This is a genomic window from Flavobacterium collinsii (assembly GCF_902804485.1).
Classification (GTDB): Bacteria; Bacteroidota; Bacteroidia; order Flavobacteriales; family Flavobacteriaceae; genus Flavobacterium; species Flavobacterium collinsii.
Genome location: NZ_CADCST010000146.1, coordinates 1 through 19,067 on the forward strand (window position 1 = coordinate 1; position 19,067 = coordinate 19,067).

General features: G+C 33.8%; 17 protein-coding genes. 7 read left to right on the forward strand and 10 right to left on the reverse strand.

Going from position 1 to position 19,067, the window contains the following annotated elements; translation table 11 throughout:
- Positions 1-177: 177 nt before the first annotated feature.
- The 7 genes from proB to FLA105534_RS21925 all read right to left on the reverse strand — a co-directional run bounded on the left by proB (position 178) and on the right by FLA105534_RS21925 (position 9,405).
- Entirely contained in the window at positions 178-939 is a 762-nt protein-coding gene (gene proB / locus FLA105534_RS21895) for a glutamate 5-kinase (protein ID WP_173968208.1), read from the reverse strand.
- A gap of 299 nt (positions 940-1,238) precedes the next feature.
- Entirely contained in the window at positions 1,239-2,432 is a 1,194-nt protein-coding gene (locus FLA105534_RS21900; RefSeq protein ID WP_173968209.1) for a glutamate-5-semialdehyde dehydrogenase, read from the reverse strand.
- 77 nt (positions 2,433-2,509) lie between these two features.
- Positions 2,510-3,649, reverse strand: coding sequence for an aspartate aminotransferase family protein (locus FLA105534_RS21905; RefSeq protein WP_173968210.1), 1,140 nt, complete (start codon positions 3,647-3,649; stop codon positions 2,510-2,512).
- Between the two features lie 145 nt (positions 3,650-3,794).
- Entirely contained in the window at positions 3,795-4,772 is a 978-nt protein-coding gene (gene argC / locus FLA105534_RS21910) for an N-acetyl-gamma-glutamyl-phosphate reductase (protein WP_173968211.1), read from the reverse strand.
- Positions 4,765-5,958 (reverse strand): argininosuccinate synthase, encoded by a 1,194-nt coding sequence (locus FLA105534_RS21915; RefSeq protein WP_173968212.1) that lies wholly within the window; start codon positions 5,956-5,958, stop codon positions 4,765-4,767. Before FLA105534_RS21915 ends, argC begins: the two co-directional genes overlap by 8 nt.
- Positions 5,959-6,024: 66 nt before the next feature.
- Complete coding sequence (locus FLA105534_RS21920) at positions 6,025-6,666, reverse strand: GNAT family N-acetyltransferase (protein ID WP_173968213.1); 642 nt, start codon at positions 6,664-6,666, stop codon at positions 6,025-6,027.
- A 468-nt stretch (positions 6,667-7,134) separates the two neighbouring features.
- The gene (locus FLA105534_RS21925) at positions 7,135-9,405 is read right to left on the reverse strand and encodes a M1 family metallopeptidase (protein WP_173968214.1); all 2,271 of its coding nucleotides are present in this window, start codon (positions 9,403-9,405) and stop codon (positions 7,135-7,137) included.
- A gap of 174 nt (positions 9,406-9,579) precedes the next feature.
- On the opposite strand from FLA105534_RS21925, the gene FLA105534_RS21930 reads away from it, so the two are divergent.
- The 3 genes from FLA105534_RS21930 to FLA105534_RS21940 all read left to right on the forward strand — a co-directional run bounded on the left by FLA105534_RS21930 (position 9,580) and on the right by FLA105534_RS21940 (position 11,681).
- A complete protein-coding gene (locus FLA105534_RS21930; RefSeq protein WP_173968215.1) occupies positions 9,580-10,431 on the forward strand; it encodes an aldose 1-epimerase family protein in 852 nt (283 codons plus the stop codon).
- 11 nt (positions 10,432-10,442) lie between these two features.
- Positions 10,443-11,000, forward strand: a complete 558-nt coding sequence (locus tag FLA105534_RS21935) for a GNAT family N-acetyltransferase (protein ID WP_173968216.1) — start codon at positions 10,443-10,445, stop codon at positions 10,998-11,000.
- A 126-nt stretch (positions 11,001-11,126) separates the two neighbouring features.
- A complete protein-coding gene (locus FLA105534_RS21940; protein WP_173968217.1) occupies positions 11,127-11,681 on the forward strand; it encodes a DUF3575 domain-containing protein in 555 nt (184 codons plus the stop codon).
- A 1-nt stretch (position 11,682) separates the two neighbouring features.
- Here FLA105534_RS21940 and FLA105534_RS21945 read toward each other — a convergent pair whose 3' ends face one another.
- Positions 11,683-11,910 (reverse strand): VF530 family protein, encoded by a 228-nt coding sequence (locus FLA105534_RS21945; RefSeq protein ID WP_173968218.1) that lies wholly within the window; start codon positions 11,908-11,910, stop codon positions 11,683-11,685.
- A 188-nt stretch (positions 11,911-12,098) separates the two neighbouring features.
- Positions 12,099-12,737, reverse strand: coding sequence for a porin family protein (locus FLA105534_RS21950; protein WP_173968219.1), 639 nt, complete (start codon positions 12,735-12,737; stop codon positions 12,099-12,101).
- A 141-nt stretch (positions 12,738-12,878) separates the two neighbouring features.
- Between FLA105534_RS21950 and smpB the strand changes: the two genes are divergently transcribed.
- The 3 genes from smpB (at position 12,879) to FLA105534_RS21965 (ending at position 15,195) form a co-directional block, all read left to right on the forward strand.
- Positions 12,879-13,334, forward strand: coding sequence for an SsrA-binding protein SmpB (smpB, locus tag FLA105534_RS21955; protein ID WP_017497111.1), 456 nt, complete (start codon positions 12,879-12,881; stop codon positions 13,332-13,334).
- Positions 13,335-13,418: 84 nt separating this feature from the next.
- On the forward strand, positions 13,419-14,060 hold the full coding sequence (locus FLA105534_RS21960) for a hypothetical protein (protein ID WP_173968220.1): 642 nt from the start codon (positions 13,419-13,421) through the stop codon (positions 14,058-14,060).
- Positions 14,061-14,145: 85 nt separating this feature from the next.
- On the forward strand, positions 14,146-15,195 hold the full coding sequence (locus FLA105534_RS21965; protein ID WP_173968221.1) for a Fic family protein: 1,050 nt from the start codon (positions 14,146-14,148) through the stop codon (positions 15,193-15,195).
- A gap of 34 nt (positions 15,196-15,229) precedes the next feature.
- Here the strand turns inward: FLA105534_RS21965 and FLA105534_RS21970 are convergent, their stop codons facing one another.
- Positions 15,230-15,871: a protein-L-isoaspartate(D-aspartate) O-methyltransferase gene (locus FLA105534_RS21970; RefSeq protein WP_017497113.1), complete on the reverse strand. Its 642-nt coding sequence runs from the start codon at positions 15,869-15,871 to the stop codon at positions 15,230-15,232.
- A gap of 588 nt (positions 15,872-16,459) precedes the next feature.
- Between FLA105534_RS21970 and FLA105534_RS21975 the strand changes: the two genes are divergently transcribed.
- The gene (locus FLA105534_RS21975) at positions 16,460-18,643 is read left to right on the forward strand and encodes a prolyl oligopeptidase family serine peptidase (protein ID WP_173968222.1); all 2,184 of its coding nucleotides are present in this window, start codon (positions 16,460-16,462) and stop codon (positions 18,641-18,643) included.
- The last annotated feature ends 424 nt before the right edge of the window (positions 18,644-19,067 follow it).

Consider the following 19,067-nt stretch of genomic DNA (forward strand, 5'->3'; position numbering starts at 1 on the left):
TCCCAATTCATTATAAACTTCGTAAAAAGTTTAAATAATTACTTCGGTTAATTCTTGATGCAATAATTTCATAAAAAACAAATTTGAATGAAATACACTATATTTAAATTAAACCAAGTATAAAAATCTGTTTAAATCCGCGTTTTCGCAAAGCGAATCCGTGTCATCTGCGTTCCATTAAACGATTTTCGTAAATGAAATTTCGTTTTTCAAGGCTTTTAAAATAAAATTATCATTTAAGCCATTAACGATCCAGGTTTCAATATTGGCTGCTTTTGCAATTGCGGCTGCTTCTATTTTTGAATGCATCCCTCCTGTTCCATGTGATGATTTTGATTCTCCAATTTCTTTTTCTAAAACTTTTAAATCCTGTACCAGTTTGATCGTTTCAGGATTTTCATTGTGAATAGAATTTTTCGTATAAATTCCATTTGTATTAGTGGCAATAATCAGAATATCAACATTTAGCAACACTGCTGTTAATGCTGCCAGCTTATCGTTATCTCCAAACTGTATCTCATCTGTAGCAACGGTATCATTTTCATTAATAATCGGAATGTAGTTGTTCTCGACCAAAACGTTTATGGTATTGACTATATTGACTTTAGACTGTTCCTTTTCGAAATCAGAATAGGATAATAAACACTGTGAAGTCAATAAACCTAAATCACTGAAGTTTTCATGGAAAATCCGCATTAAATGGGGCTGACCAATTGAAGCTAATGCTTGTTTAACTACAATTTCTTTTCCTTTACTTTCAAGCTTTACAAACTGCTTTGCTGCTGCGATTGCTCCTGAACTCACGATTACAAACTCGTAATCTTTGTTTAAAGCAGCAATCTGCATCCCGAGGTCTTCAATCTTTCCCCGCGAAATATGATTGGTTTCTTTGGTTAAAGTATTGCTTCCTATTTTTAATAAAATCCTCTTCTTACTCATTTTTTAAAGGTGCTAAGGTGCTAAGGTTTTAAGATTCTAAGTTTTTTTTCAGAATTGTCTAATTATCTAATTCCCTTAATTCCCTTAATTATCTTATTTGTCATATTCTCCTATTTAACCGCAAAGGGCGCAAGGTATTTTAATTTCTTTGTCTGGATAAACGCTAAGTTCGCAAAGCTTTTTCCTTAATAAATTTTAAGTTTTAAAATTCCAAATTCCAATCGTTCGAAATTTAAAATCGTTAATCATCAATTTAAAATTTGGAGAAAACTAACTATCTAATTGTCCAATTGCCTCAATTACCTAATTTGCCCTTCTCCGTACACGTACCATTTATTGGTTACGAGATGCTGAAGTCCGATAGGACCCCGCTGATGCAATTTATCGGTACTTATCGCTAATTCTCCGCCCAGACCAAATTGTCCTCCGTCTGTAAAACGGGTTGAAGCATTTTGATAAACAGCGGCGGTATCAACAGCATCCATAAATTCCTGCGCTGCTTTGTCATCTCTCGTAATAATTACTGCCGAATGCCCTCCACAATATTTGTTTATTTTCTCAATTGCATTTTCTTCAGAATCGATGGAACCTATTACTATTTTATAATCCAGAAATTCCTCGTACCAGATATCTTCATTTTGAAGCGTTTCTGTATCTTCAAAACTTTTTAAAGACTCATCCACAATTACTTCTACGTTAAATTGCTTTAATTCTGCTATTAAAATAGCTGTAAACCCCTCAAAATTGGGCAACTTAGAATCTATTAAGACTTTATCGACCGCATTACAAGCCGATATTTTAGAGGTTTTGGCATTTATAATTATTTTCAAAGCCAAATCTGTATCCGCCTTTTCATGAACGTACACAAAATTATTTCCTCGTCCGCTTACGATAACAGGACAAGTTGCGTGCGCTTTTACAAACTCAATTAATTTTTCTCCGCCTCTTGGAACTATTAAATCTACTTTTTGAGTTGGTTTTTCTAAAAAAGACTGAGTTTCTGTTCGATTATAGTTCAAATACTCCACCCAGTCTTTCGAAACTCCATTTTCTGCTAAAGCCTGATGCCATAAATCCACAATTTTTAAGTTTGATTTTAAAGCTTCTTTTCCTCCTTTTAATAAGATCTTATTTCCGGATTTAAAGGCAATTCCTCCCGCTTCAATTGTAACATCCGGGCGGGATTCGTAAATGATTAAAATCGTTCCGAAAGCGGCTGTTTTATTAATCACTTTTATACCATTATCATGAACAAAATGAAAGCGCTCTACTCCAACAGGATCTTCTTGCGAAGCCAGTTGGTTGAGAGATAAAATCATCTCATCTACTTTTTTATCATCTACTTTCAGTCGTTCTTCCATCGCTAAATCTGAGCCTTCATAAGCCAGTAAATCCTCCTGGTTGGTGAGAATAATGCTACTCCGCTCCTGCTCGACAAGCTTTGCCATAGACCGCAAAACGAGATTGCGTTTTTCAATTGATAATGGATTCATTTTTTCGGTTTAATTGGTTAATCGTTAATTCGTTCAATCGATTAACCAATTAAACGAATTAACAGTATATCGTAAACTTAATTTTTCAGTTCTTCTAAACTTTCTTTTAGAGCTTTTACAAACGTATCAATATCAGCTTTCTTTACTGTAAGTGGCGGTAAAATTCTAAGTAGATTTTTATTGTTGGCGCTTCCTGTAAAAATGTGTTTTTCGATGATTAACTTTTTTCTTAAAGCCGCAACATCAAAATCAAACTCTACTCCAAGCATTAAACCTTTTCCTTTTACTTGTTTGATGCCTTCGACTTCTTTAATTTTTTCTAAGAAATATTCATAAACTTCGTTCACATTTTTCTGTAAATCTAGTTTTTCAATTACATCTAAAACCGCAATTCCCGCAGCACAAGATAAATGGCTTCCGCCGAAAGTAGTTCCCAATAATCCGAAACTTGCTTCAAATTTTGGCGAGATTAAAATGGCTCCTACCGGAAATCCGTTCCCCATTCCTTTTGCTACTGAAATAATATCGGCGTTGATTCCGTGATGCTGGAACGCGAAGAATTTTCCACTTCTTCCGTATCCTGATTGCACTTCGTCTAAAATCAAAACCACATCATGTTTTTTACACGTTTTTTCTAAAGCCTGAAAAAATTCGGTTGTCCCCTCGTCTAAACCTCCTACACCCTGAATTCCTTCAATAATTACAGCAGTAACATCACCTTTGGCCAGTTCTGCTTCAACTAATTCGATTTGATTTAATGGTAAAAAAGTAACTTCCTGCTGCGCATTAATTGGTGCTACGATCTTCTTATTATCAGTAACTGCAACAGCGGCAGAAGTTCTTCCGTGAAAAGAATTATCAAAAGCTACAACTCTTGATTTTCCGTTATGAAAGGAGGCTAATTTCAAAGCATTTTCATTGGCTTCGGCACCAGAACTGCATAAAAACAATTCATAATCTTCTAATCCTGAAAGCTTTCCTAATTTCTGAGCCAGTTCTACCTGTAATGGATTCTGAATGGCGTTGGAATAAAATCCTAAATGATCTAATTGATCTTTTAATTTGGCGACATAATCCGGTTGTGTATGTCCAATTGAGATCACACCATGTCCGCTATATAAGTCTAAATATTCTACTCCGTTATTATCTGTAATTGTGCAGTCTAACGCTTTTACAGGAGTTATGTTATAAAGTGGGTATACGTTGAATAAGTTCATCTTTTTTTGTTTATTTTGTTTCATGTTTCATGTTACAAGTTGCTCGATAAACGTTAAACCTGGAACTTAAACCTGAACTTGATTTGAGTTTCAAATCTCAAGTTACGTATAGAACGTGAAACCTGAAACTTGAAACAAATTTTTACTAAAATCCGCTTGGTTTCAAATGTAAACCGGTGGTTTCTTCTAATCCAAACATTAAATTCATGTTTTGAATAGCTTGTCCTGAAGCACCTTTGGTTAAATTGTCAATAATTGAAGTGATCAAAATCCGGTTTCCTTTTTTTAATAAACTAATGATACATTTGTTCGTTTGAACGACTTGTTTCATATTGATATTTGTCGTTGTTACGGTAACAAAAGGCTCATTTTTATAGAACTCTTGATATTTAGCAACTGTTTGTTCCAAACTCTCATCAGAAATTGTATATAAAGTAGCGAAAATTCCTCTTGGAAAATCTCCTCTGTTCGGAATAAAAAGCAATTCACTTTCAAAATCTTCCTGCAACTGAACCAGACTCTCTCCAATTTCACCTAAATGCTGATGTTCAAAAGCCTTATAATGAGACATATTATTGTTCCTCCAGCTAAAATGTGAGGTTTCTGAAAGCCCTACTCCCGCTCCGGTACTTCCGGTTGTTGCATTAATATGTACATCATTAAGCAGCAGATTGCTTTTCGCTAAAGGCAATAATGCCAATTGAATCGCTGTAGCAAAACAACCTGGATTTGCAATGTAATTTGCTTTTTTGATAGCTGCTTTATTTAGTTCCGGCAAACCGTAAATAAAATCTTTTCCTTCAAAATGAGCATCTTTGTTTAATCTGAAATCATTTCCTAAATCAATGATTTTCGTGTGGCTTGCAAACTGATTTTCCTTTAGAAATGAAATAGATTTTCCATGTCCAAGACACAAAAACACCACATTTACATTCGGATTTACAACATCTGTAAAGTTCATTTCAATATCCCCCATCAAATCCTGATGTGCCACAGAAAGTGGTTTTCCGGCATTTGTCGTACTGTAAACGAAATCTATGTTTACATTGGGGTGATACATTAAAATTCTAATGAGTTCTCCAGCCGTATAGCCCGAACCACCAATTATTCCAACATTAATCATGATCTAAATGGTTTACAGATGAAAATATGTTTTGAGCATTACCTAAAATCTTAATAAATCCTTTTGCATCATCAGATGTCCAGGCATTATTCATTTCCCCATATTGACCAAAGCCTGTATTCATTAAATCGTTATTAGATTCAATACCGTCAAGTGAAAAATGATAGGGTTTCAATGAAACTGTTACAGTTCCATTAACTGTTTTTTGAGTATCCTGCAAAAAGGTTTCGATGTTACGCATCACCGGATCCAAAAACTGACCTTCATGAAACAACATTCCGTACCAGTTTCCTAATTGTTCTTTCCAGTATTGCTGCCATTTACCAAGCGTATGTTTCTCTAGTAAATGATGTGCTTTGATGATAATTAACGGTGCAGCAGCCTCAAAACCAACTCTTCCTTTAATTCCGATAATGGTATCCCCTACGTGAATATCTCTTCCAATAGCATAAGCATTTGCCAGTTTTTCAAGTTTGACAATATTTTTCTCAGGAACATCTTTCTTTCCATTTAATGCCACCAGTTCTCCCTGCTCAAAATGCAACGTCACCTTTTCTTCTCCTTCTTTTTGCAATTGAGAAGGATAAGCTTCACTTGGCAACGGCTCACTTGATGTTAGAGTTTCTTTACCTCCAACGCTGGTACCCCAAAGTCCTTTATTGATCGAATATTGTGCTTTTTCCCAAGAATAATGAACACCATTTTTAGACAAATAATCTACTTCTTCCTGTCTGGAAAGTTTTAAATCTCTTATTGGCGTAATAATTTCAATTTCAGGAGCAATGGTTTGAAAAATCAAATCAAAACGAATCTGATCATTTCCTGCACCAGTACTTCCATGTGCAATGGCATTTGCACCTACTTTTTTAGCATATTTAATAGCTTCGATTGCCTGAAAAACACGCTCAGCACTCACTGATAACGGATAGGTATTGTTTTTTAATACGTTTCCAAAAATCAAATACTTTATAGCTTTATCATAATATTTATCTACTATTGTCAGGTTAGCATGTTGTGCACTCCCTAGCTCATAAGCTCTTTTTTCGATAGCTGATAATTCTTCTTCATCAAATCCTCCTGTATCAACAAGAACGGTATGAACTTCGTATCCTTTTTCATTTTTTAAATATTTCAAACAATACGAGGTATCTAATCCTCCGCTATAAGCTAATACTACTTTTTTCATTTTTTTATAATTTAGGCTAATACTTTCGTATATAGCAAGTTTGAGATTTCATTTTTAGTTTGATTCTTAAGATAAGAACCCGAAAAACAAGGTTTTATTCAGAAACAAAGCCTGTTTGATTTTTTTTAACCTGCTTAAAACAGCCACGTTAAAAGGGTGTTTCGGCGGTTCTTTTTGTTTGTCCTTTGGGTCGTACAACATCCCTGTACAAAGGCACATTTTGTTTTCCTTGCTTTTTAGTATTTCATAATTTGTACAGGTTTTACAACCCGCCCAAAAACTTGGATCGGTAGTTAGTTCAGAAAACGGAACAGGCTTATATCCTAAATCAGAGTTTATTTTCATTACTGCCAAACCAGTTGTAATACCAAATATCTTGGCATCCGGATATCTTTCCAGAGAATAATCGAAAACTTTTGACTTGATTTTTTTGGCTAAACCTAAACTTCTGTAATCCGGATGCACAATTAAGCCGGAATGCGCCACGAATTTTCCGTGCTGCCAACTTTCGATGTAACAAAAACCTGCAAACTTCCCATCTGCCAAAGCAATCATCGCATCACCGTTCGACATTTTTTTCTGAATGTATTCAGGAGTTCTTTTAGCAATCCCAGTACCTCTTAATAAGGCAGATGATTCTATTGTATCGCAAATTTCCTGTGCGAATTTGAAGTGTTCTTCCTGAGTAACAACAATAGAGATTTTCATTTCAATAGTTGAAGTTAGAGTTAAAAATTAAAACGTAATGTTTAGTTTGAAATCCTGAATTCAATCCAATAAAAATAAACAAAATAGCAGTAAGATTCTCAAAATCAAAAACTTGACCAAGAAAATTCAAAAAATAAGATATACTTTTAGGATATGTTTGTCCAATGGACAAATGATGTGATTTCAAAATGAAAAATGAATATAAATAAATACGCGGCGAAAAACTCTGTGGATACTATAGAGATAGTGTCCGTACTTCGGGAGAAGTTACAGCTGAGTTTGTCCGTGACAAAGAAGTTATATGTAAACTTATTTTATTCATCGACTGCAAAAGTACATTATTTTTTTATTTATGAAACAAAAAAATAAAATTCTAACATTTTTTTAATGAAATGTTAGAATTGGACAATAAAAAACCCGATAATTACAAATAACTATCGGGTTCTTAATTATTTACTTTTTATATTTCTAATTTTTAGTAAACGGTATTGCATCACCACTACTTAAAATAATCATATCAAAACCTGTTTTAGCCTCGTTAAATTTGAATTTTAATCCGGCTTCAGCTGATTGAAAGACATCTTTTTCATTTTCTACAGCCTTTACAGTAAACTTCGGATAGTTTGTTATCAGAACATTCAATGCATTATTCTTTTCTGTAAAATCAATTTTCAAAGGTGCTCTTGAAGTTGAGTATGTTCCTAAATAACCATCTAAAACTACATCTTTTTCTATTTTACCATTTGCAGCTGTCCAAACATTATTTGTTTCGTTATTATCTGGGAAAACATGATCAGGATCAAGTGTTATACTATCTATTTCTTCAGTAGAATCGTGTTTGAAAGTCCAAACATTATTACGTTGCCAAATTTCTACAGGTAGTTTTACTCTTGAAACTTTTCCGCTCTTTGTTTTCACATCCAAAACAACTGGCAATGCCATTTTATCGAAATTCTCAACTGTAATGGCAACTCCTTTTGCCGGATCATTTTTTATGTACTTAATTGAATTAATCCCTTGATTAAAACGCCAGTTGTTCACAAACCAGCTTCTCCAAAACCAACTTAAATCTTCACCTGCAACATTTTCCATCGATCTGAAAAAGTCATCCGGTTGTGGATGTTTGTAAGCCCAACGTTCAATATAAGTACGGAAAGCAGTATCAAAACGTTCTTTTCCTAATACTTGTTCTCTCAATATTATTAAAGCTGTACTTGGCTTGAAATAACATAACATACCAATATTTGCCTCTTTCATATTGTCAGGAGAACTCATCACCGTTTCTAAGTCAGGTCTTGTAAAAGACTCTGCCCCTTTGTGCAAGTCTGTTGGTTTTTCAACATACTCTCCTTTATTAAAATCTGCTGTACTCAATGAATTGATAAAAGTATTAAAACCTTCATCCATCCAGCCGAACAATCTTTCGTTCGAACCCACAATCATAGGAAACCAGATATGTCCAAATTCATGATCTGTTACCCCCCATAAATCTTGTCCTTTTGACTCCCAACCACAAAAAACAATTCCCGGATATTCCATTCCACCTTCATTTCCTGCAACGTTTGTCGCTACCGGATAAGGATATTCAAACCATCTTTTAGAGTAATTTTCAATCGATGCTTTTACATATTCCGTTGAACGTCCGTAAGCATCTTGTCCTGCACTTTCTACCGGATAAGCAGATAAAGCCAATGCTTTTTTACCACTAGGCAAATTAATTTTTGCTCCATCCAAAATAAAAGCCGGAGAGGATGCCCAAGAAAAATCACGCGCATTTTTTATTTGATAATGCCATGTTTTCTGTCCCGAAGCATTCAAATTTGCTGTTGATGCAACCTCTTCAGCAGTACGGATCGAAACTGTTTTATCGCTTAAAGAAGCTTCCTTGTAACGTTTAAACTGCTCAGCCGGCAGCACTTCAGCTCCATTCAGCAATTCTCCTGAACCTACAACAAAATGGTTCGCAGGAACTGTAAGTTTAACATCAAAATTACCGTATTCCAAGTAAAACTCAGAAGCTCCCAGGTACGGTGCAGTATTCCATCCTTTTACATCATCGTACACACACATACGCGGATACCATTGTGCAATAGTGAAAATTTTACCATTTTTAGTTTCTAAAACTCCCATTCTGTCTGAGCCTTCAAAAGGTGCAATAAACGAAAACTCGATTTTAATTTTTACAGCTCCTCCTTTTGATGCCAGTATTTCCGGAAGGAATATTTGCATTCTGGTGTCTGTAATTACGTATTTTGCCTCGATTTCGGTCTTTTTCTTTCCACCTGAAATTACTTTAACCGATTTAATTTTATTTCCTCCATCAAAAACCTGTCCCTGAGCCCCATTACGGCTTCCAGAAACTGGCACTACCGCATTTCCTCTTGAATCACTTTTGAATAAATTTTGATCTAAATTCAACCATACAAACGACATTTTATCCGGGCTATTATTGGTATAGGTAATTTCATCTGTACCGATAATCTCATTTGTAGTTCCGTTTAATTTTGCGGTTATCTGATAATCGGCTCTGTTTTGCCAATATTCAACTCCTGGCTGACCATTTGCAGAACGTGTTGGCGTACCGTTTTTGGTATAAAAATTTGGTCCAAATGCATCGTGATAGTTGTAGTTATTAACGGGATTTGCTACTGTTGTTGCAGGCGTTTGCTGTGCCCAACCAGAGGAAATTCCAACAAACAAAGCCATAGTTAATAAGGCTTTTGAGGATTGTATTTTCATATTTTTTAGCTGTTTATATAGCAAATTAATGAAAAAAAAAGCTATTTAAATAGAAATTCTGAAATGAAAATTAAATTTTATTCAAAAATATTTTAAGCCATTTTCTTAAAAAACTAAAATTTATAAAATATATTTACATCAACATAAAACTAACTCTTTTCATTTTTAAGCACTTTGAATACAACTATCTACAATTCAGCGCTAAGCGTCTCAATAAAACATTTCGGAGCGGAATTATTTTCATTAAAAGACAATCAAAATAATGAATACATATGGGAAGGTAATCCAAGCTTCTGGAGCAAACATTCTCCTGTACTTTTCCCTATCGTAGGTACTCTGAAAAACGATACTTATACAATTGATGGAAAAGAGTACCAATTGCCGAGACACGGTTTTGCACGTGATATGGATTTTCAATTAATAGACAAAACAGAAAGCAAGGCCATTTTCTCTTTAAAATCAGATCCCGAAACATTACAAAAATATCCTTTTGAATTTGAACTGCAGCTTATTTACACTATTGAAAATACAACATTAAGTATTGAATACAAAGTAATTAACACAGGTCAGAATAAAATGCCTTTTTCTATAGGAGCTCATCCCGCGATTGCTTTGCCTCAAAATTTCGAAAATTATGCATTCCAATTCGAAAAACAGGAGGTTCTCGAGTATTACCTTCTGGAAAATGATCTAATTTCCAACAAAACAAAAGTCCTGGAAAGTCAAAATAATCTAATTCCTCTACACTACGAATTATTTAAAAACGACGCATTGATTTTTAAAACCTTAGAATCAAATTCATTAACCCTTCTTCAAAACTCCAAACCCTATATTAAGGTTGAGTTTGAAGACTTTCCGAGTTTAGGCATCTGGACAAAAACACAAGCTCCTTTTATTTGTATCGAACCTTGGCTGGGCTACTCGGATACTGCTGAAAATTCAGGAGATTTATTCAAAAAAGAAGGTGTTTTAATTTTAGAATCCTTTCAAACCTTTAATTCAAAGTTTAGTATATCAATATTATAATCTACAAATAAATGCTGGAATTTAATTTTACTCCATTCCCCGTAATTGAAACAGAACGTTTGCTTTTACGAAGAATAACAAATGACGATGTCAATGAAGTTTTCGAATTGCGTTCAAATCCTGAAACGATGAAATTCATTCCACGTCCCTTAGTCAAAAATTCTGAAGAAGCTTTAGAACATATCGCAATGATTGAAGACAAAATTGTGGCCAATGAAGGAATCAATTGGGGAATTACTTTAAAAGACAATCCTAAACTACTAGGTATTATAGGATATTACAGAATGCAACCCGAGCATCATCGCGCCGAAATTGGATATATCTTGCTACCTGAATTTCACGGAAAAGGAATCATTCCGGAATCTGTCAACCGACTTATTACTTACGGATTTGACGAATTAAAATTACACTCGATTGAAGCAGTGATTGACCCCGAAAACTATGCTTCAGAAAAAGTATTACAAAAATGCGGCTTTATCAAAGAAGGACATTTTAAAGAATGTGAATTTTATGATGGCAAGTATCTAGACAGCGTAATCTACTCATTATTAAACAATAAGAAACCTTAACCTTTTTGGCAAAAAAATATTCCTGTTAAATTAATGGTTCTGGATAATAGTAACTATTCGTTTGCGTTATATTTGCAGTCGAAATAAGAAAAAAGAGCTTATTTCGACATCACGAAAGCCTATTTTATGAAAAATTTTTTTATTGCCCTTGTTCTTTTTTTTTCGGTTCAGTCTCAAAGCCAGACTTTTATTAAATTCAATGCTGCAAGCGCTTTATTAGCTGTACCAAATGTTGGAATTGAAACCAGTATCGGAAAAAATCTAACTTTTAGTGTTGACGTAATGGCGTCATTTTGGGAGTCTTTCGATGGAAAGAATCCAATGAAATTTTATACACTAACACCTGAACTTCGTTACCATTTTAAAGAAAATTATAATGGTTTTTATGTAGGCGGTCACGCAGGACCGGACCTTTACAAAATTCAAAAATGGAACTACTGGGACACTAACATGTACGAACATGGTTTTGGTTATCGCTTAGGAGTTACTGTTGGATACAATATCAAATTAAGCGATAAATTTTTATTGGATATTTTTGCTGGAGGTGGCTGGCATCAAGGTTTTTATCATGGTTATTACAATGACGGAACTCCTGGTAGATACGAAAAAGCACAAAACTGGAACAAAAGTGGTGAATGGCTTCCCTACCGCGGAGGCGTTATGATTTCTTATAAATTATAAATTACTTAGCCAATTTAGGCAGTGATTTTATGTATAAATCTTCTACTTTTTTACGTGCCCAATCGGTTTTTCTTAAAAAAGTCAAGCTTGATTTTACACTTGGATTTGAAACAAAACACTTTATTGGAATTAATTCTGCCAAAGTATCGAAACCATAGTGTTCTACCAATGCTTCTACTATTTTCTGAAGGGTTATACCATGTAAAGGATCTTTCGATTGATTTTGCATTTTATATTTTTAAAATAATTATACTAAAAGACCGTACTTTAAAAAGCACGGTCTTTTTTTTTTTTACAAAACTAGTAAATTAAACTACAACTATTCTAACTATAGAGAACACAAATAAAAAACACAAAGCAAAATCCTTTAATATTAAATTTTATGAGCTTTGCGCAAATAAAAGTTCCTTATGATGTTTAAAATAAAAATTTAAATCCGAAAGAAAGTGGAGAAGTCAAATTTGGTGCACTTCCACCTAAAGCTGTATTGTAAAAAGGCTCAACATTTGCGACATGAGCCAGTCCAAAATTAGTTACTGTGGTTTTCTCGCCATTTTTTGGATCTAATGTGGTAGATGTAAAGTTTGCCAGATTATAAGAGAACTCAACTGAGAAATTTTTACTAATAAAATAATCAAATCCACCCGAAACTGATAGCCCGTATTGACTAATCTTTAAATCACTTTCCTTCTCTTTTCCTGTAATAATAGGAGCTGCCAACTGTCCGAAGAAATACAACGAACTCGCCACATTCCAATATTTTCTAGCTAATGGCTGAATAACAAGCAAATCTGCTTTTGCTACGGTTCCGGCTTTTTCCTCAGATTTTATATTAATAATACCAAATCCCGCTCCTAATGCAACAGAAGGCGTTACAAATGTTCCAACAACTGGCAATACAGTTAGGTTTGTGCTTTTAACATCTCCTGTTTTAGTTTGTTGGTAACCAAATTGCGATGTTGCAAACCAGGTTCCTTTTAAACCCTGGTTTGTATCCTGAGCTTTTGCTGTTAAGCCAATAAATGCAATACTTACTAGTGTTAAAATCTTTTTCATGTTTTAGTTTGTTTTAAATTATTCAACAAACTTATATGTAAGCTTTTTCTTTAAATATGATTAAAATCATAGATTAAAAAAAAAGTTTAATTCTTTCAGATTCTATTAAAGTTTTTCATTTTTGTTTTACATTTGTACACTATGTTAAAAACAGTCAATATACTTAATAAAAGAGCCCGGTTTGATTATGAGATAATCGATACTTATACTGCCGGAATTGTTTTATCAGGAACCGAGATCAAATCTATACGCCTGGGTAAAGCAAATATTACCGAAAGCTTCTGCGAATTTAACAATATGGAGCTCTTTGCCATCAATACTTATATTGAAGAGTATTCTTTTGGTAATCAATTCAATCACAAATCCAGAAGTGAGAGGAAATTACTTTTAAATAAAAAGGAGCTTAAAACATTGCATAAAAATGTTCAGGCCAAAGGACTTACTATTGTTCCGTTGAAATTATTCACCAACGAAAAAGGACTTGCAAAACTTCAAATAGGCCTTTGTAAAGGAAAGAAAAACTACGACAAACGCGAATCTCTGAAAGAACAGGATACCAAACGCGATTTAGATCGGATAAAAAAAGCATACAACTAAAAAACATCTTTCCAAACCACTCATAAAGAGATGTTTATTTATATTTTATCGTTATTTTTACTACAAACATTTTAACCTTAGAATATGAAAAAGTACTTAATTTTATTCATGACTGTTGCAATATTTTCAAGTTGTGGCAGCAATACATCTATTGTTAGCAGTTGGAGAGACCCAGATATAACAGTAGCTCAGGAGCATTTTAAAAAAGTTTTAGTTGTCGCTTTAGTAAAAGATGAGGCTTCAAGAAGAACCGTCGAAAATAGAATTGCCACTGGTAATCCTATTTTCAAAACTTCTTACCAATATTTAAACGAAACTACCACACAACTAACCAAAGAGCAGAAATTAAAAATTTTGCAGGACGAAAATTTTGATGGCGTTATCACAATGCGGCTGGTAAGCAAAGAAAAAGAAACCAATTATGTTCCCGGAACTTATACAGGAATTTACTACGGTGGATTCGATGGTTTATACAGCGGAATGTATGGTTATGGCTTTGGAAACTGGTACGGAATGTACTCGCCCTATTTCTATGATCCCGGATATTATCAGGAAAGCACTGCTTATATGGTAGAAACCAATGTTTTTTCATTAAAGGACAATAAACTGATCTGGACAGGAACTACCAAATCCGAATATGTTACAGATCTTGGCCAAACAGTTGATGCAATTATGCAAACTGTTGTAAAAGAAATGAGAAAAGACGGCTCACTTCCTCCTAAATAGTATTTTAAAAAGCAATATTCTAATATTGCTTTTTTCTACCAAAATTTATGACTAAATTTGTCAAGACAATTTAAATAAAGTAGAAATGAGATCGCTCCTTAAAAATGCAAGAGAACAAAAAGGTCTAAAAACCCGCGAAGTAGCACAACTACTTGGCATCGATCAAGCTTTAATAAGCAAATTTGAAAGCGGTTCGCGAAAACCAACCAAAGATCAAATTGTTAAGCTATCTCAACTTCTAGGAATAGACTATGAGACTTTAATGATCGCATGGCTGAAAGAAAAAATTCTACATGAAATTGGTGATGATGAATTTGCTCTAAAAGCGCTTGAAGTTGCAGAGAAAGAAATCAAATATAATAAAACAGTCTCCAAATTAAAATTATCAACCACTTTAGAAAAAATCCTTAGTGAAATAGATGTTTTAAAAGAAAAACTGGATACTTACAGACAGTTTGATAGCTATAAAATCAGTCAGGCACTTGAACTCGAATATACTTTTGAAAGCAATCGAATTGAAGGAAATACTATGACGCTTCGCGAGACCGACATGGTAATCAACGAAGGTTTGACAATTTCAGGAAAAAGTATGAGAGAACATCTTGAAACCATTAATCATCAGGAAGCGATAGGTTTTATCAAAGATTTAATGCAAAAAAACAACAGCTTAAATGAACGCGATCTTTTATCTATCCATAATTTAATTTTAAGAGGTATAATTCCTGAAGATGCAGGCCGTTATCGAAAAGTACAGATCATGATTCAGGGAAGCAGTCACATGCCTCCACAGCCTTTTTTAGTTGCAAAGGAAATGGAAGAGTATTTTATTTGGTATGAAATCAACAAAAATAAATTACATCCGGTTATTCTTGCAGCCGAAATGCACGAAAGATTAATTACTATTCACCCTTTTATTGATGGAAACGGTAGAACCTCCAGATTAGTCATGAATTTAATTTTAATGCAAAAAGGCTATCTGATCGCCAATATAAAAGGAGATTACGAAAATAGAATGCAGTATTACCAAGCCTTAGAAACCGCTCAAACAAAAAAAGACAAAGAAGATTTTTTATTCTTTATCGCCAAAATCGAAAAAGAAAGTCTGGAGGGTTATATTAGTATTATTGGCCAATAAAATAAGAGCCCGCTATCTACAGCGGGCTCTCGTATTAATTTTTATCTTCTAACAAAGGAACAAATCGAAATTCTCCAAACTCATGTTTTTCAAATTGTGTTTCGTTCTTTCGAATTAATAAAGTCATAATCTGAACATCTTCTCCTAACGGAATAACCAACCTTCCTCCTATTTTAAGCTGCGCCATTAAAGGCTGCGGAATAAATGGAGCTCCGGCGGTAACAATAATACTATCAAAGGGTGCATAACTTGGTAATCCTTTATATCCATCTCCGAAAGACAAGTGCTTTGGGCGAATGTTTAATTTCGGAAATAAATTAGATGTTGTTCTAAACAACTCACTCTGTCTTTCCACACTATACACTTTTGCTCCCAACATAAACAGAACCGCTGTTTGGTACCCTGATCCTGTACCAATTTCCAAAATCTTGTGATCTTTTTTAACCTCTAATAATTGTGATTGAAATGCAACTGTGTAAGGCTGAGAAATCGTTTGCCCCGCTCCTATAGGAAATGCCTTATCCTGATACGCATAATCTTCAAAACTTGAATTTAAAAATAGGTGTCTCGGGATTTTTTTTATCGCATCCAAAACCGCTTTATCAGTAATTCCTTTTTGCTCTAAAGTGCTTACTAATTGATTGCGAAGTCCTTGATGTTTGGCAGTATCTTTCAAAATGGATTGGTTTTATTTTTGCAAAAATAGGAAAGTAAATCAATTTTAAATGCTTTCGCGCAGAATGTTTTCAACCCAGAAACTTCTTTTAATTTAATGTAATGCGAACCATTTACCATTCAAATGCTTGTATCAACCGTTCGTCATTTTTTTTAAAATTTTCAGCTGATGTGTTGCTACTTTTGAAACATCAAACAGGAAATAATAATTTAAAAACCAAAATTATGAACAAAATAAATTTTAAAACTCCAACCGAAGCTTTAAAACCATTAGCTGTTGGTTTCGCAATCGGACTTATTACCAATTTCATTAGTTTTTTAATTCACTTGTAAAAAATCAATCAATCAATCAATCAATCAATCAATCAATCAATCAATCAATCAATCAATCAATCAATCAATCAATCAATCAATTATTTAAATTAACAAATCATTAAACCTAAAAATCATGGAAACTAAAAAAGAAGTAAATGTTTACAAAATTACTAAGTCATTTATAATAGGATTTATAATCGGATTTGCGCTTTATAAATTTATCACCGTAATCGTATTCAATTAATCTAATCCTCTCAATCAAAAAACATTAATCATGAAAACCAATACATTTAAAAAGGTCGCTTTTCTATCTCTTGGAATTATTTCTACAGGAAATTTATTTGCACAAAACAAACCCGAAAAAGCACCATCAGTTCCCGCTACAGATACTTATTTTGGAATTACAGTAGAAGACAAATACAGAAACCTTGAGGATTTAAAAAATGAACAAACATTAAGCTGGTTAAAGGCTCAGGCAGATTACACAAACAATATTTTAAACTCAATTCCGGGAAAACAAACGCTTATTGATGAATTAACTTCTATAAATGACAGAATCACTGAAGCAATCAGTGGAACACAAATTATGGAAGACGGTACTTACTTTTATCAAAAAACAACTCCAAAAGATCAGGTCGCAAAACTGTACAAAAGAAATGGTTTGAAAGGAAAAGAAACATTAATCTTTGACCCACAAACGCTAAAAGGTGAAGCAAAAGATATCTTTACTATTAGCTCTTTTTCTCCAAATAAAAGCGGAAAACTAATTGCCGTAAATATTTCTAAAAATGGCGGCGAAATGAGCGAAATGCTTTTAATAAATGTAGCTGACAATAAAATTTTAGCTGATAAAATCGATAAGTTAAGATTCGGAAATGCCAACTGGTTAAACGATGACAAATCGTTTTTGTACGCACAGTCACCAACAGCCGATATCCATGATGCAAAAGCACAATTGAATATTGTAACCAAATTGCACGTTGTAGGACATGATGTAGCACAGGATAAAGTAATTTTTTCGAAGGCCATGTATCCTGAATTAAAAATTGCAGAGGAAGAAATTCCTTTTATGGGTTATGATGTAGACAGTAAGATCCTTTTTCTGATGCCATATTCTGTAAATCCGAACATGAAAATGTTTATTGCCAAAGGTTCTGATTTGAATAATGCCAAAATTAGCTGGAAATTACTGACGGACAGAAAAGATGAAATTAAAAACTTTTCTTTCAGCGATAAAGACATTTATTTTTTCACGAGTTTGAATGCTCCAAAATTTAAAGTAACAAAAACCAGTATGGCTAATCCAAATTTAGCAACTGCGACACTGGTGATCCCTGAGGACAAAGAAGCCAATTTGAACCCTATTACGATTACCAAAGACGGGATTTTTTATACCAAAACAAAAAACGGAATTGAAAGTAAATTGTTCTTCACTGATTTTGAAGGAAAAAAACACAGCGAAATCAAAACACCCAAAAAATCTGCTACTATTGTTTTAACTTCAAGAGGAAGCAAATTTTCAGACTTATGGGTTCGAACAACGGGTTGGACAACCAAAGGAGAACGTTATAAATACGATATAAAGAAAAACAATTTTACCAGAGAAGAGCTTTCTACTATTACTGAATATCCAGAATTTGAAAATTTTGAAATTGAAGAACTAATGGTTAAATCACATGATGGTGTCGAAGTTCCCCTATCCATTATTTATAAAAAAGGAATTAAAAAAGACACAAAGAACCCTGTTTTATTCTATGGTTACGGTGCCTACGGAATGTCTATGTCTCCTAGTTTTAATCCAAGTTTACTTTTATGGGTAGAAAGAGGCGGAATACTTGCTGTTGCTCACGTAAGAGGCGGTGGAGAATTAGGTGAAAAATGGCATCTGGACGGTCAAAAAAGTAAAAAACAAAATACCTGGAAAGACGTAATTGCCTGCACCGAATATATGATTAAGGAAGGATATACAAATCCGGCAAAAACGGCAATCTACAGCAGAAGCGCCGGGGGAATTCTAGTAGGAAGAGCCATTACCGAAAGACCTGATTTATATGCAGTAGCCATTCCCGGAGTAGGAAGCATGAATACCGTTAGAGGTGAAAATGCACCAAACGGACCTGCAAATACACCTGAATTTGGAACCGTAAAAATAGAAGATGAAGCCAAAGCTCTCATAGAAATGGATTCTTATTTACAACTTAAAGAAGGTGTTAACTATCCCGCAACCTTAACAACTGCAGGATTCAACGACCCTAGAATCATTGTTTGGTCTCCTGCTAAATTTGCCGCTAGATTACTTGAGGTAAATGCGTCTAAAAAACCAACTTTATTAAAAGTCGATTATGAAGCAGGTCATTTTGGCGGAGCTTCAAAAGCAAAATCCTATGAAGAAGTGGCTGATGTTTTAAGCTTTGCACTATGGCAAGTAGGCCACCCTGATTTTCAACCTAAAAATTAATTATTTAAAATGTAACTTTGGCAATGTCAACATTGCCAAAGTTTTTAAAACTTAAAATTATGATCAAAATAATTATAGCTTTGACTATTGAAATAAGCCATTTGTTATTTAAAATTTTATCTTAATGAAATTAACCGCAAAAATTCTAATGACTATAATTGTTGTAATCTGCCTGCTCTTTGTAGGCGCTTTTATCGCAGGAATGTATTATGGGTATCACGCACCGCTGAGGACAAAATAACTTATAAAAATGTTTCAAAAAAAGAATCACGTTTTCATTTTAGTTCAGATCATCATATGGACTATCTATTCAGGAATAATTTTTATTCCTCAGATTATCATTCCGGAACTAAATTTTTTAGGATATAAAAATTGGCAACTTTTACTGGACTATTTTTTTAGTGTCTGCCTGCTTACTTTACTC

Bases quoted from the DNA above. Each gene is read 5' to 3' on its own strand.
- FLA105534_RS21920 (WP_173968213.1), bottom strand. From the start codon at position 6,666: ATGAAAATCTCTATTGTTGTTACTCAGGAAGAACACTTCAAATTCGCA.
- FLA105534_RS21940 (WP_173968217.1), top strand. From the start codon at position 11,127: ATGAAAAATTTTTTTATTGCCCTTGTTCTTTTTTTTTCGGTTCAGTCT.
- FLA105534_RS21900 (WP_173968209.1), bottom strand. From the start codon at position 2,432: ATGAATCCATTATCAATTGAAAAACGCAATCTCGTTTTGCGGTCTATG.
- proB (WP_173968208.1), bottom strand. From the start codon at position 939: ATGAGTAAGAAGAGGATTTTATTAAAAATAGGAAGCAATACTTTAACC.
- FLA105534_RS21950 (WP_173968219.1), bottom strand. From the start codon at position 12,737: ATGAAAAAGATTTTAACACTAGTAAGTATTGCATTTATTGGCTTAACA.
- FLA105534_RS21945 (WP_173968218.1), bottom strand. From the start codon at position 11,910: ATGCAAAATCAATCGAAAGATCCTTTACATGGTATAACCCTTCAGAAA.
- FLA105534_RS21935 (WP_173968216.1), top strand. From the start codon at position 10,443: ATGCTGGAATTTAATTTTACTCCATTCCCCGTAATTGAAACAGAACGT.
- FLA105534_RS21965 (WP_173968221.1), top strand. From the start codon at position 14,146: ATGAGATCGCTCCTTAAAAATGCAAGAGAACAAAAAGGTCTAAAAACC.
- smpB (WP_017497111.1), top strand. From the start codon at position 12,879: ATGTTAAAAACAGTCAATATACTTAATAAAAGAGCCCGGTTTGATTAT.
- FLA105534_RS21915 (WP_173968212.1), bottom strand. From the start codon at position 5,958: ATGAAAAAAGTAGTATTAGCTTATAGCGGAGGATTAGATACCTCGTAT.
- FLA105534_RS21960 (WP_173968220.1), top strand. From the start codon at position 13,419: ATGAAAAAGTACTTAATTTTATTCATGACTGTTGCAATATTTTCAAGT.
- argC (WP_173968211.1), bottom strand. From the start codon at position 4,772: ATGATTAATGTTGGAATAATTGGTGGTTCGGGCTATACGGCTGGAGAA.
- FLA105534_RS21905 (WP_173968210.1), bottom strand. From the start codon at position 3,649: ATGAACTTATTCAACGTATACCCACTTTATAACATAACTCCTGTAAAA.
- FLA105534_RS21925 (WP_173968214.1), bottom strand. From the start codon at position 9,405: ATGAAAATACAATCCTCAAAAGCCTTATTAACTATGGCTTTGTTTGTT.
- FLA105534_RS21975 (WP_173968222.1), top strand. From the start codon at position 16,460: ATGAAAACCAATACATTTAAAAAGGTCGCTTTTCTATCTCTTGGAATT.